Genomic DNA, 17028 nt, shown 5'->3' on the forward strand with positions numbered 1-17028 from the left:
ATCATGCAGTTCGATTTCTTCCCCTCACGCACATTGACCATTTATCTCGCCAAACTGTTCGTGGTGCGCATCTTTGCGGTGTTGGTCATGTTGGTCTTGGTGCTTTTGGCGCTCGATCTGCTGGGCTCCACCGGAAAGATTCTTGAACCCGATGGCAATGGTCAGGCCGAAATCTTGAAATATGCCGGGCTTAGAGTGCCGCAACTCATATCGCGGTTTTTGCCTTATTCCGTCTTGCTGGCGACGTTGATCACCTTGGTGACGTTGAACCAAAACAGCGAAGTGGTGGCGATGAAGGCCGCTGGATTGTCTGCGCATCAAGTGCTTTCCCCGCTCTTGCTCACCGCGGCGATCCTTGCGGTGGTGAGTTTTGGTTTCAACGAACGGGTCGTCACCCGGGCCAATTCCACTTTGAAAGCATGGGAAGCGGCCGATTATGGCAAGATACCTGAGGATTCCGGCACTCGCACGAATGTCTATCTGACTGATGGACAAAATATTCTGTCTGCGTCGTCTTTGACGGGGACGGGCGAAACGATCGTTTTGGAAAATGTGACATGGGACGCGCGCGGCCCGGGTGGCATCGTGACCGAACAAATCCGCGCCACCCGCGCAACATATGCGGCGCCGGGATGGCGATTGGAAAACCCGCGCAGTTTTGACGTGGGCAGCGCAGACATTGAGGACATCGAAAACACCGTGGTCGGGGAAAGCCTGACGCCTGCGCAAATCGATCTTCAGTCGATAGACACCGATGGCCAATCCTTTTGGGAATTGGCCGAAACGATCGGCGCATTGGATGCAGTCGGTAGGCGCACGTCGGAAATGCGGGCCAAATGGTGGCACCGCATTTCGGGGCCGCTGGCCGCGTTCTTGATGCCATTATTGGGTTCGATTGCGGCGTTTGGATTGGCGCGGTCGGGCCAATTGTTTGTGCGCGCCATTGTCGGCATGGCGTTGGGATTTGCCTATTTCGTGGTCGACAATGCGGCTCTCGCCATGGGCAGTTTCGGCGGTTATCCGCCTTTCCTTGCGGCATGGGCGCCGTTCTTCCTATTCTTGCTTGTCGGTGAGACTGTCCTCATCCGAACCGAAGAATGAGAACCCCTTCATGACCAAACGCGAGTGGTCATTGCGCCTCGCCCAGCCGCAAGACGCGGAAAAAATGCCTCCGATTGAGGCGGCGGCAGGCAAATTGTTCGAAACGATCGATGGCCTGTCCGATGTGGCTGGACAGGAAACAGTCCCTCTCGATCGGTTGCAGCGATACATCCGCAAAGGCCATTGTCTGGTCAGCCATATTGGCGAAGAAATGGTCGGCTTTATCGTCACCGAACCGTTTGGCCGTGAATTGCACATTTGGGAGGTCGATGTGCACCCCGATGCGCAAAATCTTGGTGTTGGATCGGGTTTGCTGCGAGCCTGTATGATTGATGCTCGCAACGCCGCTTTCCGCGCAGTCACGTTGACGACATTCCGCGATGTGCCGTGGAACGCCCCGTTCTATGCGAAATTGGGATTTGAAGAAGTCACCGCTTTGGATGCGCATCCGCGGCTAGCAGGTGAATTGGCGCTTGAGGCGGATCACGGCCTCCCGCCTTATCGACGATGCGCGATGATCCACTTTATTGACTGATAGCTAGATTGGCGGGCCAATTCCACGCCCTCTCAATCCACGCCAAACTCAAAAAAACCGAAAGCGCGTTTATCCTCCGCCCATTGTGCTGCGAGCGATCCGTGCGACCAACGTCGCCATGCCGGGATGATTGGCCCCTTCATAAGTCGAACCGTTACCCAATGCGCCGGCCAATCGACGATGCGCCTCGGGCAGGTCGTGATAGGGCATGGACGGCATCAAATGATGCAGCGCGTGATACCGCAACCCAACTGGAGCCCAAATCTCAGCCGCGATCCCCGGCGGGGGCACATTCACGCTGTCGAGGAATTGCGCGGTGACCGTCATCGGATCACCCTCATTCTCCCACAGATGCGCGACCAAGGTGCGCAACTGGTTCAAAAGCGCGGTGAGCGACACAATCGAAAGAGCGATAAGCAATGGGCGCCAGCCAATCGCAAATGTGCTGCCGATCAAGACCAGCGACCAAATCGATGCACCCGCCTCTTGCCAAAATACGCGTTTGGCAAATGCCCCGGTTGCCGGTTTGCGGCGGAAATCCGGGTTGATCGACAAAGACGACAACCGTTCCCAAGTGAACGTTCGAACAGCCGGAATAACAGCGCCAAGCGGCACCAAAATCGCATTGCGAACAATCAAAGCGACCGGAGCGAGCAATGCAACGATCACGAACAGAGGCAAGCTCCACGGTTTCATCAACGCCAATGGAAGATATTCGGGATCCTCAATCGTGCCATATTGGGTCCGCTTGTGGTGGATGACATGGACCCCTTCATACATGAAGCTGGGCGTGAGCATCGGGACGCCAACCAGCGCGTTCCACGCGGTCCGGAACCCAGGCAATGCGTCGCGATGAATGTGCGTTAATTCATGAATGAACATCAACGAGCGATACAAGGCCAACGACGCGCATAGCCCTGCCACAATTGCGATCGCGATGTTGCTGCTCAAAATCGCGACCGCGATCCCGCCATAGCCAATCGCTGTCGAAACCAGCATGTCGGTCCAATAGATTGCCCCCCGCGCCTCACCCAAATCCTTGGTCAGATCGCGAGCCGCGCGCAGCATATCCTTATCATCGGCGTCAACGAAATCGGCGCGTCTCGCGCGGGGCTTCGCGCTGATATCGGTTGCGGTGGGGTGTATCGGTTGGTTCATAAATGGGTTCGTTGGGATCTGTTCTATGGTTTTATGGAAGTTCCCCTACCGCATTGGAGGCGTTCGGGGCAAACCTGCTTTATTGGCAAGAGTGATCGATTGGCTTGCACGACGCGATCGGGCACGACACAGAAGCATACAACACGGTAACAATACGAAGGCAGGTCCCGCGATGGATGCGCAAATAGGCATTGAAGCAATCACCGACAAGAAAGGGCGCGCGCGCTTTGTCGATGTGGGGCGCGAATTTGCCGCTCGATTGGAACATTCGGTCCCACAATTGCGCAGCGAGCAATTGGAATTGGTCGATCCGGCCAAAAACCCATTTTTCGGCCATGCCCGCGCTCAATTGTACATCGCCCATATCAATGGAAAGCCGGTGGGGCGCATTTCTGCTCACATTGACGAACTCGCGCTCGAAATGCCGCCAGAACAAGGGTTCGGTCCCGGAACCGGCATGTTTGGGTATCTCGATGCGGACAGCGAAGAGATCGCAGCAAAGTTGATCGACACAGCTCAAGATTGGCTGCGCGAACAAGGGATGACCCGCATTGTCGGCCCAATTTCTATGTCGATCTGGGAAGAGCCTGGATTACTAGTCAGAGGCCAAGATCACCCTCCCATCATCATGATGGGCCATCATCCCGCCCACTACGCCCAATGGGTTGAAAACGCCGGTTTTGAACGGGTTAAAACGCTCTACACCTACGATCTTGATATCACCGCAGAATTCTCACCCCTGTTACAGCGTGTTGTGAAATCGGGCGAACGCAATGCCCGCATCACAGTTCGCCCGGTGCGGAAAAAAGAATGGGACACCGAAGCGGCCACCATCCTAGAAATTCTCAACGATGCCTGGTCGGACAATTGGGGTTTTGTTCCGCTGACCGCTGACGAGGTCGCCTATACCGGGGTCAAATTGAAGCCGATCATTCACGAAGATTTGAACATGATCGCCGAGGTGGACGGCAAGCCAGTCGCGTTCATGTTAACTTTTCCGGACGTCAATCACGTTCTGTCGAAAATTAACGGCAAGCTGATGCCATTTGGCTGGTTCCACATGCTGCGATGGCTGCGCAAACCCAAAGGGTCGGATATGCGTGTGCCTTTGATGGGCGTTTTGAGGGAGTATCAAAATTCTCGTATGGCCAGCCAGCTCGCTTTCATGATGATCACCGCGATCAAGAAAGTCGCGACCGGGAAATATGGATCGACGCGCGGTGAGTTGGGATGGATCCTTGAAGACAATCAAGGAATGGTCGCAATCTCCGACGCGATCGAAAGCGAGGTCAACCGTGAATACACAATCTACGCCAAATCCCTTTAGGTGGGCCCACCCCTGAACCGCGATACCCCGCCGCCGGGAAGGAGCGCCGCAAAAAGAAAGACCTCCACTCGGGAGGAGCGAAGGCCTTTCGGGTTCATATCACCAGCCGCTTGGACGGGAGGGGGGTCTCGGCGGTGATACAAAGACAATGCGCGCGCGTGAAAGGTGTTCCCATGTTTCGCATTTTTTGTGAAAATTGACGAAGATCGGTGACGTTGCGCGACAAAAATTCAAGTGGGTCAGACATCAGCAACATCGATTTCATTGGGGGGCGACGGCTTCGCAATCTGACGCTATGGCCGGTGCACGCATTCAACCGCTTGGCATTTTGCAGGAGAAGAACATGTCACTGGGTAAGCAAGTCGCAGCCAACCTGCCATTCCTGCGCCGCTATGCGAGGGCGCTCACCGGTTCTCAATCAACCGGCGATGCATTTGTCCGCGCCACATTGGAAGCGGCGTTGGCGGATGAGGATCTGAAGGCATCGTTGAATGGCGGCCGCATCCCATTGTATCGTGCGTTCAACTCAGTTTGGTCGAGCGCCTATCTGGAAATTGACAGCGCCAACGACACGACCGGCGGCGAACACGAAATGGGCGCGCAAAACCGGCTGGGCGCGATCACGCCGCTCAATCGACAGGCGCTGCTTTTGACCACATTGGAAGATTTTTCCGCAGCACAGGCCGCGCAAGTGATGGATTTGGAAACATCCCAAGTCGAAGCATTGGCCGCAGAAGCCGTCCGCGAAATTGACAAAGAACAGGCGACATCGGTCCTTATCATTGAAGATGAGCCGCTCATTTCTATGCAGCTCGAAGATTTGGTGACATCGCTGGGTCATGACATTTTTGGAACCGCCGCAACCCGGACTCAAGCTTTGGCGGTAGTGTCGGAGAAAAGGCCGGGCCTAGTGCTGGCCGACATTCAATTGGCGGATGGGTCATCCGGCCTTGATGCGGTGGATGACATTCTAGCGATCGACACAGTGCCGGTGATTTTCATCACTGCCTATCCCGAACGGCTTTTGACTGGCGATCGGCCAGAGCCGACCTATTTGGTGACAAAGCCGTTCCAAGAACAAACGGTTCAAGCCGCCATCAGCCAGGCTTTGTTTTTCGGATCAAGCCGACCGCTGGATTAAAAACCTCAGCCGGGCATCGCTCAAGCGGATTTTTCGGGCGCCTGTCGGATTTGAAAGTCGCCGCGTTTTCGAATGGGAACGCCCATCGCGCAGCGCACACCGGTGGGCAGAAATTCAATCTCGACTCGATGTTTGAGTTCGTGGGCGACGACCTTTTCGATCAACTCCGTCCCAAACCCGCGCGCGGTTGGCTTTGTTACCGCCGGACCGCCGGTCTCTGTCCATTCCACAATGGCCAAGTCATCGCGTTCACGATGCCAACGCACAGTCACCACACCATCCGCCGCGCTCAAAGCGCCGTATTTCGCGGCATTGGTCGCCAATTCATGAATCGCCAATCCGAAAGATAAGGCATCGTTGGGAGCCAATTGCACCGGGGGTCCCTCGGTGTGCACATTGCCTCCGTTGGCATCTCCATTGGCATCAACAAAGTGCCCCAGTTCGGCATCGATCACCGCTTCAATCGGCGTGGTGCCCCAATCCGTGACCGTCAATAGATCATGGGTGGCTGAAAGCGCCCTAATGCGCCCTTCCAAACTGTCGGCAAAACTGTCGAGATCATTGGATCGGCGACGCGTGAGCGAGAGGATCGAAAGTACGTTGGCCAGAGCATTTTTCACCCGGTGATTGAGCTCTCGACTGAGTGAATTTCGGATCGAGTTTTGCTCTTCGAAAAAGGCCAATCGCGCTTGATCCTCGATCGTTTGTTTGACCAACATTCGCAGGATCAACATCAGCAGGCTCGCCATGGCCAGCCCTGCGATCAAGGTCAGCATCGACAACGCGCCCAACCGCTCTGCTCCGGCAGAATCGATCACCAGCATCAAGTCGCGATTGGCGATGGTGACGGGCTGTTCAAAACGATCGGTTCCAGCGGCCCCGAGCGATCGCGACACCAACAGATTGGATCCATCGGACGCGCCATCGTAGAGCCGCACGCCCAATTGTGTTGGCGGCGCGCGTTCTATCGCGGCATCCAGAAATTGGCCCGCATCAAAGGAACTGAACACAAATCCCGCCAATGCACGCTCTTGCTCCACAGAGCCGGGGACCGGCTTGTAAACCGGCATGAAAATCACGAAACCCGGCGCTTCGCCCGCGCCTTCTTGTACCAAGACGATTTTGCCCGATGCGACCGGCATGATTGTGCGCTTTGCCTCATCCATCGCGGCCGCCCGTGCGGGTTCCGAATACATATCAAATCCAAGCGCACGGCGATTGCGGCTTGTATCGGGAGAGAACATTGTCACCGGGGCCATAACACCGCGACCCGCGGCGGCCGAGGCGTCCAATGTCGGGAAATCGGGTTGGTGCGCCCTCACCCGGGACAAAAACTGTTCAGTATCGTTGGGGCTAACGGCACTGGCCCAACCGATCCCTTCGGCGCCGCGATAATTTTGACCCAAACGCAATTCTGCGACGAATTGCCGGAACGTTTGCGGCGTCACTTCATCAACGGTCGAAAACAACGCGGCCCCGGCCCGCAAATAGGCCGAAAAACTGTTGCCCCGCCGATCCAAAGCCGAAGCAATAGACTGGGCGTATTCGCGCACTTCGCCGCGTTTGCGTTCTTGGGCGTTGCTTTCAATCGCAAACACACTGACCAAGGTGATCGCTGCAATGAAAATGAACAAAGCAATCGGGATCGCACGCGGATAAGTGACAAGCCAAGCGCGGGCGCGTCCGGAGGTCAACAGACCGTCCGACTTCGCTGTTTCCGCATCTGTTTCAACCTCGACGGTGATGCCTTGCGCTCCCTTACGCCCGCGACGGGCAGATTTTGCGTTTACTCACGGAACAAAAGACCCAAAACATCGTTCCCATAATGTTGCACCGCCTGAACCAAATTTGGTTTTCTCTAACGTGCGGGCTATTTCACCAAAGGTTTTGGCCCTGGATTTGGACCGGGGCGGGATGCAGACATTAGATGGGATCGGATCGGCGCATGGCATCCAAGAAAAACGCAGGCACAGATGGCCCCCTTGCTGGCGGGAAAACGCCGGCTTGGGCAGACGGTTTGAAACAGCTTTATGATGATGTTGTCGATGAACCATTGCCTGATGCGTTCAAGGATTTGCTCGCACAACTCGACGATAGCGACATCGACGGGGATGCCGCGTAGTGGCCGAGAAACAAGAAAGCCCGCCACGCACACCGGCCCAGAAGGCAGACTTTAAGCGTGAATTGACCGATGTAGTCCCGCATCTGCGGGCGTTTGCACGCGGTTTGTGCGGTCGTCCGGACATGGCCGACGATCTGGTTCAGGAAACCATGTTGAAAGCTTGGGCTGCCCAAGACCGGTTTGAACCGGGCACTTCAATGCGAGCGTGGACGTTTGTCATTTTGCGCAACGCCTATCTTACCGATATGCGCCGCAACCGTTTCCGCGGCGAATATGACGAAGGCGTGGCCGAACGGATTCTGACCGCTCCTGCCGGTCAGGAAGAGCCCCTGCACTTGTCCGATATGCATCGCGCATTGCTGACATTGCCGCCCGAACGACGGGAAGCGTTGTTGTTGGTGGGTGCGGGCGGTTTTTCATACGAAGAAGCCGCAGAAATCTGCGGATGTGCGGTGGGGACCATCAAAAGCCGGGTTGGCCGGGCGCGCGCGACACTGACTTCGATGTTGGCCGATGGTGATATTCCCCAACGTTCGGTCCATGATGACATCGCGCATAGGGCAATTTTGGAAGAATTGGATCAGGTTGCAGCCGGCAACGGGATAGCCGCAGCCAAAGCGTAAAATTGACGCGGCGTTTTGTCCGCTTGGCGAACCGGCGTTGCGCTGCAATAATGGCGTATTCGATCCGAACATCCGCCACACTTTGGCGGGAACGCGCCAATAGGGCAGAGTTGACCCAACGATCATGACGACGCCGTCACCCGAAAACCCACCACCAACCTCCGGCGCTAACAGCCGCCGAGGTTTGGCGATGGCAGAACAAGAATTGCGGTTGTTGTCGGCCTTGGTCTTGTTGATCGGTTTTGGCCTCTTCCTTGCCCTGCCATTTGTCCTGTCTATCGGGTCTGTGGTCTTTCTGCCGCTTGTGACAGCGTTGTTGTTGACGATCTTGCTGTCGCCGCTTGCTGACAAATTGGCACGTTTTGGTCTCCCCAATGTCGTGGCCTCCATCGGCGCGCTCGCTGTATTTTTGGGGATTTTGCTGCTGTCGCTGGCTTTGATTCTCCAACCGGCGCTCGCCCTGTTCGATTCGTTGCCAGCGATCACCGAACGCGTGACCGAACGGTTTGCCGACCTGCGCGATGAATTCGCCTGGATGGCCATCGCCAACGAGGAACTCACCAAAATCATGGGTGGCACCGGCCCGCGCGAAGTCGTTTTGGCAACGCCCACCATCCTTGAAGAGATTGCCTTTGCAACGCCCAGCATTGTGCTGGAAGTGTTGATCATGTTCTTGATGGCGTTCTTCATGATCGAGGCGCGCGTGCGGCTAAGGCGGCATTTGCTATTTGATCGGACCAGCTTCGGATCCAGCGTGAAAGCAGCGCGCGTTATGCGCGAAGTTCAAGATCGCGTCGCCGCCTATATTATGACCGTTGGCATGATCAACGCCGGGATTGGTGTGATTGTTGCGCTGGGCGCATGGGCATTGGGCGTTGATGCGCCGATCATGTGGGGCGGACTTGCCGCGACACTTAATTTCATCCCGTATGTGGGCCCGCTCGCAATGACGGCCCTTTTGGCTTTGTTTGGGATTGGAACGGCGGACACATTGTGGCTCGGCCTGATTCCGGCCGCCGCATACATCGCGCTACACACAGTGGAGGCAAACGTGATCACTCCGTCGATCCTAGGCGCGCGTTTCACAATGAGCCCGGTAATGATCCTCATCGCTTTGTCCTACTTCACGTGGGTTTGGGGCGTGCCGGGCGCATTGTTGTCGGTGCCGATCCTTCTCACGTTGACCGCATTGTTCGACCATATCGGTCGGCCCAATGTGGTCGGCTTTATATTCGGAGAGCCGCTTTTCAAAAGCGACGTTCTTGAGCGCGGGTTAGAGGATGAACAGGCGGGCCCTGCCCAAATGTGATCCGGCGTGCTACTGATCGGGCCGGCTATGTTTCGGTTCGGTCGACCGCGCTGACCACCGCAACATTCATCGTCACATTGGCCAATGTGCGCATAATGTCGGGTATCATTTCGACCGCGACCAACAAGACCAACGGTTCAATTGGAATGCCCATTGCCAATGCGATCGGCCCGATAGAAACCACAAAGCTAATCGAACCGGGCAAACTCACCGATCCGACGCTGATGATCAAAGCCACCAAAATACCCGCAAATGCCAAAGCGGGCGTGACCTCGATCCCCGCCAAAGCCGCCACATATAGCGCGACCGCCATGTTCATTGCAGGGCTGGTCGCGCGGAATATTGCGACGGCCAAAGGCAGCACGAATTCGCTGGTGGTGGATCGCAAATTCAACCGTCCGGCGCTGTCCAACATGGCAGGCAAACTGGCCAGAGAGCTTTGTGTCGACACCGCCACCGCTTGGGCCGGGAGCATTGCGACGGCAAAACGCGCAGGATTGATCCCACCCAACGCCCAAGCCACGCCATAGGCCAGCACCAGGGTAAAACCGCCCATTGCAGAGACGACGAATATGTAATGCGCCAAAGCGGCAAAGGCACCGCCCCCACTGCGCAAACCGACGCCAAAGGCCAAGGCCAGCACGCCGATGGGGGCCAACCATAAGACCCACCCAATGATTTGCAGCATCACATTGGCAAGCGCGTGGAAAAATCCCAGCATGCGGTCTTCTTGCTCTTTGGGAAGGCGCGTGATCGCGACCGCAAACAACGCAAAGAAGATCGTCAGCGGCAACATGCTGGTTTCCGCCGCGGCGGCGATGATATTCGGCGCGATAAGGGAAGCCAGAAAATCAAGGATGTCGGGCACTTCTTGCGCTTCGCCCGGTGCTGCCGCCAAAAAGCCGCTGGCGCTTTCGGGGATCGGTATAACCGTCAACAACCACGGCAAGATCGCCGCCGTGAACATCCCACCTGCGATTAAGACCGCAAACACCAAAGCCAAGAAACGCCGCGCAGCCGCACCGGCCCGAGCAGCTTGGACCATTTGCGAAAGGCCCAACACCAAGAGCGCCGCGACCAATGGAATAATCGTCATCTGCAACGCGCGCAGCCATAATGTGCCCACCAACGAGACCGCCTGAAGCGCCTTTTCCGGCAATGACACACCCGAAAACAGGACACCTAAAGCCAATCCTGCGATCAACCCAGCAAAAGTCAAAACCACCGGCAACCGGATCGCGACCAGCTCAAAACCGCTTTGCGTGGACGTCACCGAATTTGTCGCCGCGCCATTTGCTTCGGGATTGCTGGTCACTTTGGTTCCTTCTCGATTGATACGGGGCCTTCCATTCCGGCGATAACCACGCCAGAAGCGCCTGACAAATGATCGCGCGCATTCGTGCGCGGAACTTATGAAGGATCTTTCACAAATGGCACGCAAGTTCTTTGGCACAGACGGTATCCGTGGACGGACCAATGCTGGTGTCATGACGGCGGCAACGGCAATGCGCGTTGGCCAAGCGGCGGGGAATTATTTCGTGCGCGGCGGCCACCGTCACCGGGTTGTGATTGGAAAAGACACGCGGTTGTCAGGTTACATGATGGAAAGCGCATTGGTCGCTGGTTTCACCAGCGTCGGGATGGACGTGATCATGACAGGCCCATTGCCAACACCTGCGATCGCCCTGTTAACACGGGAAATGCGCGCCGATTTGGGCGTGATGATTTCTGCAAGCCACAACCTTTTTCCCGACAATGGCATCAAATTGTTCGGTCCGGATGGGTTCAAACTTTCTGACGAAGTCGAAGCCGAGATTGAAGCTTTGTTGGAAGTGGAGCCGCAATTGGCCATGCCCGAGGGGATCGGACGCGCGCGGCGGATCGAAGACGCCCGTGGCCGCTACATTCACGCGCTCAAACAATCGGTTTCGAACGAGGTCAGTTTTGATGGATTGAAAGTTGTCGTCGATTGCGCCCACGGCGCCGCCTATCAAGTTGCACCATCGGCCATCTGGGAATTGGGTGCAGAGGTGATCACCTTGGGCGTCACCCCCAATGGAACCAACATCAACGACGGGGTTGGTTCAACCGCGATAGAGGCGCTTCAGGCGAAAGTCGTAGAAGAGGCCGCCGATATTGGCATTGCGTTGGATGGCGATGCCGACCGGCTGATCGTCGTCGATGAAAAAGGGACAAAGGTCGATGGCGATCAAATCATGGCCCTTATCGCCACACGCATGCATGAAAAGGGCGCCCTTACCGGTGGCGGCGTCGTTGCCACGATCATGTCCAACCTTGGTTTGGAACGCTATTTCGAAGGACTTGGCCTTACGCTGGAGAGGACAAAAGTCGGCGATCGATATGTGTTGGAGCGGATGAAAGAAGGCGGCTTCAACGTTGGCGGTGAACAATCCGGCCACATGATTATGTTGGACCACGCAACGACCGGCGATGGTTCGGTCGCCGCCTTGCGCGTTCTGACCAGCCTTGTTCGATCACAAAAACCGGCAAGCGAAATTCTCCACCTGTTTGATCCTGTTCCTCAATTGCTCAAGAACGTCCGATATGATGGCGGCGCACCGCTGGAAAATGACACAGTGAAAACGGTGATCGCCGATGCAGAGGCCGAATTGCTCGGAAAAGGGCGGCTGGTCATTCGCCCATCTGGCACCGAACCTGTCATCCGCGTCATGGCCGAAGGTGACGACGCGACACAGGTTGAAAGCGTCGTTGACCGCGTCTGTGACGCAGTGCGCGCGGCAACATAAGGGCACAACCATGCTTGAAATGCGCCCTGATTGCGAACGTTGCGGCAGCGATCTACCGGCCGAAGCGCCCGGTGGTTTCATCTGCAGTTTTGAATGCACATTCTGCGCGCCATGCGCCGAAGAATTGGATGACATCTGCCCGAATTGCGGCGGTGAATTGATGGATCGGCCCACCCGGACACGCGCGCTGCAAGAAAAATACCCCGCCAGCACAGAGCGAAAGTTCCAAGGATGAACGGGTCAAAAGACACACCGTCCGAACGAACTCCACCACGTGTTTTATCGATTGCGGGATCGGATTCATCGGGCGGCGCGGGAATCCAAGCCGACATCAAGACAATCACCATGCTGGGCGGATACGCGATGACCGCGATCACCACCGTGACCGCGCAAAACAGCGTGGGCGTTCAAGCCATCGTGCCATTGGCCGGACAGGTCGTGGGGCAACAAATAGCGTCCTGTGTCGATGATATAGGTGTGGACGCGATCAAGATCGGCATGTTGCACGACGCCGATATCATCGCTCAGACGGCGCGGGCATTATCTGTGTTGGATGTACCGATCGTGCTGGATCCAGTCATGATTTCGACAAGCGGCGCCGCGTTGATCGATCCCAAAGCCATCACAGCAATGCGCGAGGAGCTGTTCCCGCTGGCAACTCTGATCACACCAAACCTACCCGAGTTGGGGCATTTGTTGGAACGCAATGTGACCAGCAGTGCGCAAATGACCGAGGCAGCCGAAGAATTGAGCAAGAAAACCGGCGCTGCGGTTCTCGCCAAAGGTGGCCACACCGAAGATCAACGCATCATCGATGTATTGGTCCAACGGTTCGCGCAAGAGGACGCCCCGGATATTTGGCGCGGTGTGCAATTCGACCATGCGCGGATCAACACGCCGCACACGCACGGCACCGGATGCACCCTTTCTTCTGCCATCGCGACCCTATTGGCCCATGGCCAACCGTTGGAGCACGCGGTTCGATTGGGCCGGAATTTTGTCCTGCGCGCGATTGAAAGCGCGCCGGGTTATGGCGAAGGCAACGGTCCCTTAGGGCATCACGCGGTCCGAAAATTATGATGGCGCCGGTGATCCGGATCGATGGCAGCGTGGCAGATCCCACCGCTGGCACCGTTCGGATCGACTGGCCAAAGGCAGTATGGAACGGCGCGATGTTGTTGGGCACGGCCTGCGCGATCGCGTTGGCAACATGGCAAAGCGTGCTGCTCTTTCTTGCGCTGACATACGCGACCCTTTTGATCGGCCATAGCGTGGGCATGCATCGCATGATGATCCATCGCAGCTTCAAATCACCGCGCTGGTTCGCCCGCATTCTGATCTATATCGGCACCCTTGTTGGAGTGTCAGGACCATCGGGTATCATCGCCATCCATGACATTCGCGATTGGGCGCAACGCGAACCGGCATGTCACGATTTCTTCGCTCACCGCCGATCACTGTTTCAGGATTTGGTCTGGAACCTAACATGCCGATTTGAATTTGACCGAACACCCGTTCTCACAATCGAGAGCAAAATCGCCGACGACGCATTCTATCAATTCTTGGATGCGACGTGGCGATGGCATCAATTGCTGATCGCCATTGTCCTGTATTGGATCGGTGGTTGGCCATTTGTCCTATGGGGCATCTGCGCCAGAGTCTTTGTCAGCGCAGCGGGCCATTGGACAATCACCTATTTCTGTCACAACCCCGGTCCGGGGCGATGGCAGGTCAAGGCCGCAGGTATCCAAGCATCAAACCTGCCTGGCTTAGGCCTGCTGACTTACGGAGAATGCTGGCACAACAATCACCACGCCTTTCCCGAAAGCGCGCGAATTGGGATAGAAAAAGGACAAAGCGACCCCGGTTGGTGGATCATCCGCATGTTGGAAAATATCGGCCTTGCCTACGAAGTCGGGCGGCCCCGCGGCAACAAAGCGCGCGGCGACCTGCTCGACCTAACTCAGGATCAGCGTTCCAATTCGTAAAACTCGGCAATGTGCGCCCAAGCTTCATCGGCAGTTTCGCACCATTGGAACAAATCGAGGTCTTTCTTTGAAATCGTGCCTTCTTCGGCGATCGCTTCAAAATTCACGACGCGAGTCCAAAAATCTTTGCCGAACAACAAGATCGGGATCGGCTTCATCTTGCCTGTCTGGATTAAAGTCAGCAATTCAAAGAATTCATCGAACGTGCCGAAACCACCTGGGAACACTGCAACCGCGCGAGCGCGCAGCAGGAAGTGCATCTTGCGAAGGGCAAAATAGTGGAAGTTGAGCGACAGATACGGCGTCACATAAGGGTTCGGCGCTTGCTCATGCGGCAGCACAATATTCAACCCGATCGACTCGCTGCCTGCGTCGCTGGCGCCGCGATTGCCTGCTTCCATGATTGATGGGCCGCCTCCGGTTGTGACGACAAATTGACGCTTTCCATCCTCGATGATGGCTTTCTCAGAGACCAGGCGCGAAAGCTTGTAGGCCTCTTCGTAATATTTGGCTTTTTCGGCTTGCCTGGCCGCGACCCTTTGTTCGTATTCATCGCCGTCTTTGGCCGCATCGATGCGCGCTTGCCCCTCTTCGGGGGACGGTATCCGCGCCGATCCGTACATCACCATCGTCGATCCGACCCGCGCCTCGTCTAGAAGCATTTCGGGTTTCAGCAATTCGAGCTGGAAACGGACCGGGCGAAGTTCATCGCGCAGCAGAAATTCGTGGTCGCTAAACGCCAGTTTATAAGCGGGATGTTCGGTTTGAGGGGTGCTTTCCGGAGCTTCATCGGCAAAGCGGCTCTCCTCACCAGCGCGGTAGAATTTGCGGTCGGTGAGGTCGTGATCGGGGTTTTTATCTGTCATTCATTCTCATCTAGGCGCGCCAAGCAGCACCGGCAAGGCCCTGCTTGCTTAAGCAGTCGCGCTAGGTTGCTTGCTCTGCGAAGCCACCCCTGTTACTTTCGCATCAGGTTCTGACGCCACTATTCGCGTCAGTGATATGAAAGAATTCAATATGGCGGATACACTTCCGCCGGACGCACAAAAAAGTGCTGGTAAAAAACGGGGCCGTAAGTCCGGTAAAGTAGCCGATTTTCGCTACAAACGCTCCAACCAGCCCGGCAAACGGTCACGCCAATCGCGCGCGGGTCATCCACGCAAGGACGATGGCAACCAATCCAAAAATTCGCCGCGCGCAGCACATGGCGATAAACGCGCGCAATCCGCACGGGCTCCGGCAATGTCGGGTGCACCGCGAAAAGGCGAAGCCTATGCTGCGCTTGACCTTGGCACCAACAATTGCCGGCTTTTGATCGCCCGTCCCTCTGGCAAAGATTTCACCGTGATCGACGCGTTCAGCCGGGTCGTGAAACTGGGTGAAGATCTTGCGACCAGTGGGCGGCTTTCTGATGAAGCGATGGATAGGGCCTTGGGCGCGTTAAAGATCTGCGCGGAAAAATTGCGGCGGCGCAATGTCCGGCTAGCCCGATCAGTCGCCACCGAAGCGTGCCGTAGAGCCATCAACGGCGCCGCTTTCATTGAACGGGTTCGGCAAGAAACTGGCATAGCCCTCGACATTATTAGCGCCGAGGAAGAGGCCCGTTTGGCCGTGCTGGGTTGCCATATTTTGTTGGAGCAAGGCGAAGGCCCTGCAGTGATTTTCGACATTGGCGGCGGATCCACTGAGTTGGTCTTGCTCCAACCCGGTGGGAAAATTCCCGAGATCATCGATTGGCAAAGCGTGCCCTGGGGCGTCGTTTCGTTGACTGATACGGTTGGTAAAAACGGATCCGATCGAGAAGCACGGTTGGAGCGTTACGCTCGTATGCGTGAGGTAGTGTCCGAAAGCTTTGCCCCATTTGCGAAACGAATTGCGGGTTCGGCAAACCAAGAGGACATCCGACTGCTCGGCACAAGCGGTACGGTCACCACCCTTGCCAGCCTGCATCTCGAATTGCCGCATTATGATCGCAAGGCGGTCGATGGCTTGATCGTGCCATCCCACGCCATGCGCGCGATCAGCACGGATTTATCGGGAATGTCACCCGACGAACGAAGCACATTGCCTTGCATAGGCCAGGATCGGGCCGATTTGGTTGTGGCGGGATGCGCGATTTTGGAATCAATTTTGGATTTATGGCCAGCCGAACGGTTGGGCGTTGCGGATCGCGGCATTCGCGAAGGGATTTTGCGCAGTTTGATGGCAGCCGAACGACACAGCGAGCGGAGCCTTAAAGCGCTTCATGAAACGCGCGCAGAAAAAGGGGGGCGATAGATGTCCCGTTCCGGAAAAGACCCCGATCGACGCGTGAGAACCGCGAAAAAGCGGACCGCGTCTCAAGTCCGTTGGTTGGAGCGTCAGCTTAACGACCCCTATGTCAAACAAGCAAAGGCCGATGGCTATCGCAGCCGAGCGGCGTACAAATTGATCGAATTGGACGATCGCTTTTCGCTAATCCGCAAAGCGCGCCGGATCGTGGATTTGGGCATCGCGCCGGGCGGGTGGAGCCAGGTCGTTCGGGCAAAATCGCCCAAGGCCGAAGTCGTCGGTATCGATCTGCTGCCGACCGAACCGATCGACGGCGTTACGATATTTGAGATGGATTTCATGGACGACGCCGCGCCCGCCGCCCTTGAAGATGCCTTGGGCGGGGCTCCGGACCTTGTTTTATCAGACATGGCCGCGAACACCGTTGGCCACAAACAAACCGATCACTTGCGCACGATGGCCTTGGTCGAAGCGGGCGCATGGTTTGCGACCGAGACGCTAGAAAAAGGCGGGGCATTTGTTGCCAAAGTCTTGGCCGGCGGGACCGACACCGAATTGCTAAATCTGCTGAAGAAACACTTCACCAGCGTCAAACACGCCAAACCCCCGGCGAGCCGTAAGGGCTCATCGGAGTGGTACGTCGTTGCTCAAGGATTTAAAGGGCGGGACTGATCCCGCCCAAAGC

At 56.5% G+C, this 17028-nt stretch carries 17 protein-coding genes; 13 read left to right on the top strand and 4 right to left on the bottom strand.

What is annotated here, in order from left to right; translation table 11 throughout:
* Positions 1–3: 3 nt before the first annotated feature.
* Positions 4–1101, top strand: a complete 1098-nt coding sequence (gene lptG / locus BQ8290_RS06790; RefSeq protein WP_108788739.1) for an LPS export ABC transporter permease LptG — start codon at positions 4–6, stop codon at positions 1099–1101.
* Positions 1102–1111: 10 nt separating this feature from the next.
* Positions 1112–1636 (top strand): GNAT family N-acetyltransferase, encoded by a 525-nt coding sequence (locus BQ8290_RS06795; RefSeq protein ID WP_108788740.1) that lies wholly within the window; start codon positions 1112–1114, stop codon positions 1634–1636.
* A 69-nt stretch (positions 1637–1705) separates the two neighbouring features.
* On the opposite strand, the gene BQ8290_RS06800 is transcribed toward BQ8290_RS06795, so the two are convergent.
* Positions 1706–2794 carry a fatty acid desaturase gene (locus BQ8290_RS06800; RefSeq protein ID WP_108788742.1) on the bottom strand — a complete coding sequence of 363 codons (1089 nt, stop codon included), beginning with the start codon at positions 2792–2794 and terminating at the stop codon, positions 1706–1708.
* Positions 2795–2966: 172 nt separating this feature from the next.
* Here BQ8290_RS06800 and BQ8290_RS06805 point away from each other — a divergent pair, with 172 nt between their 5' ends.
* Positions 2967–4121 (top strand): N-acetyltransferase, encoded by a 1155-nt coding sequence (locus BQ8290_RS06805; protein WP_108792047.1) that lies wholly within the window; start codon positions 2967–2969, stop codon positions 4119–4121.
* Positions 4122–4464: 343 nt separating this feature from the next.
* On the top strand, positions 4465–5262 hold the full coding sequence (locus BQ8290_RS06810; protein WP_108792049.1) for a PhyR family response regulator anti-anti-sigma factor: 798 nt from the start codon (positions 4465–4467) through the stop codon (positions 5260–5262).
* Between the two features lie 20 nt (positions 5263–5282).
* Here BQ8290_RS06810 and BQ8290_RS06815 read toward each other — a convergent pair whose 3' ends face one another.
* The gene (locus BQ8290_RS06815; RefSeq protein WP_337661093.1) at positions 5283–6956 is read right to left on the bottom strand and encodes a CHASE domain-containing protein; all 1674 of its coding nucleotides are present in this window, start codon (positions 6954–6956) and stop codon (positions 5283–5285) included.
* Positions 6957–7207: 251 nt separating this feature from the next.
* Between BQ8290_RS06815 and BQ8290_RS06820 the strand changes: the two genes are divergently transcribed.
* From BQ8290_RS06820 to BQ8290_RS06830, 3 genes are all read left to right on the top strand, one after another.
* Positions 7208–7384 carry a NepR family anti-sigma factor gene (locus tag BQ8290_RS06820; protein ID WP_337661094.1) on the top strand — a complete coding sequence of 59 codons (177 nt, stop codon included), beginning with the start codon at positions 7208–7210 and terminating at the stop codon, positions 7382–7384.
* Positions 7384–8007, top strand: coding sequence for a sigma-70 family RNA polymerase sigma factor (locus BQ8290_RS06825; RefSeq protein WP_108788746.1), 624 nt, complete (start codon positions 7384–7386; stop codon positions 8005–8007). The genes BQ8290_RS06820 and BQ8290_RS06825 overlap by 1 nt, the downstream gene beginning before the upstream one ends.
* Positions 8008–8197: 190 nt before the next feature.
* On the top strand, positions 8198–9316 hold the full coding sequence (locus BQ8290_RS06830; RefSeq protein ID WP_337661095.1) for an AI-2E family transporter: 1119 nt from the start codon (positions 8198–8200) through the stop codon (positions 9314–9316).
* Positions 9317–9341: 25 nt separating this feature from the next.
* On the opposite strand, the gene BQ8290_RS06835 is transcribed toward BQ8290_RS06830, so the two are convergent.
* Entirely contained in the window at positions 9342–10631 is a 1290-nt protein-coding gene (locus tag BQ8290_RS06835; RefSeq protein WP_337661096.1) for a dicarboxylate/amino acid:cation symporter, read from the bottom strand.
* A gap of 115 nt (positions 10632–10746) precedes the next feature.
* Between BQ8290_RS06835 and glmM the strand changes: the two genes are divergently transcribed.
* From glmM to BQ8290_RS06855, 4 genes are read left to right on the top strand one after another with little or no spacing between them, the layout of a single operon-like run.
* Positions 10747–12084 carry a phosphoglucosamine mutase gene (glmM, locus tag BQ8290_RS06840; RefSeq protein WP_108792055.1) on the top strand — a complete coding sequence of 446 codons (1338 nt, stop codon included), beginning with the start codon at positions 10747–10749 and terminating at the stop codon, positions 12082–12084.
* Between the two features lie 10 nt (positions 12085–12094).
* Positions 12095–12319, top strand: a complete 225-nt coding sequence (locus BQ8290_RS06845) for a DUF1272 domain-containing protein (protein WP_108788750.1) — start codon at positions 12095–12097, stop codon at positions 12317–12319.
* A complete protein-coding gene (gene thiD, locus BQ8290_RS06850) occupies positions 12316–13164 on the top strand; it encodes a bifunctional hydroxymethylpyrimidine kinase/phosphomethylpyrimidine kinase (protein ID WP_108788752.1) in 849 nt (282 codons plus the stop codon). Before BQ8290_RS06845 ends, thiD begins: the two co-directional genes overlap by 4 nt.
* Positions 13164–14072, top strand: coding sequence for a fatty acid desaturase (locus BQ8290_RS06855; RefSeq protein WP_108788754.1), 909 nt, complete (start codon positions 13164–13166; stop codon positions 14070–14072). Before thiD ends, BQ8290_RS06855 begins: the two co-directional genes overlap by 1 nt.
* Here the strand turns inward: BQ8290_RS06855 and BQ8290_RS06860 are convergent.
* Positions 14054–14938 (bottom strand): TIGR00730 family Rossman fold protein, encoded by an 885-nt coding sequence (locus BQ8290_RS06860; protein WP_108788755.1) that lies wholly within the window; start codon positions 14936–14938, stop codon positions 14054–14056. The two genes, BQ8290_RS06855 and BQ8290_RS06860, sit on opposite strands and share 19 nt — an antisense overlap.
* Before the next feature lie 151 nt (positions 14939–15089).
* On the opposite strand from BQ8290_RS06860, the gene BQ8290_RS06865 reads away from it, so the two are divergent.
* Both BQ8290_RS06865 and BQ8290_RS06870 read left to right on the top strand, forming a co-directional pair.
* A complete protein-coding gene (locus BQ8290_RS06865; protein ID WP_108792057.1) occupies positions 15090–16349 on the top strand; it encodes a Ppx/GppA phosphatase family protein in 1260 nt (419 codons plus the stop codon).
* A complete protein-coding gene (locus tag BQ8290_RS06870) occupies positions 16350–17015 on the top strand; it encodes an SAM-dependent methyltransferase (protein ID WP_108788757.1) in 666 nt (221 codons plus the stop codon).
* Positions 17016–17028: the final 13 nt, after the last annotated feature.

It is taken from the genome of Erythrobacter sp. Alg231-14, from assembly GCF_900149685.1.
Classification (GTDB): Bacteria; Pseudomonadota; Alphaproteobacteria; order Sphingomonadales; family Sphingomonadaceae; genus Erythrobacter.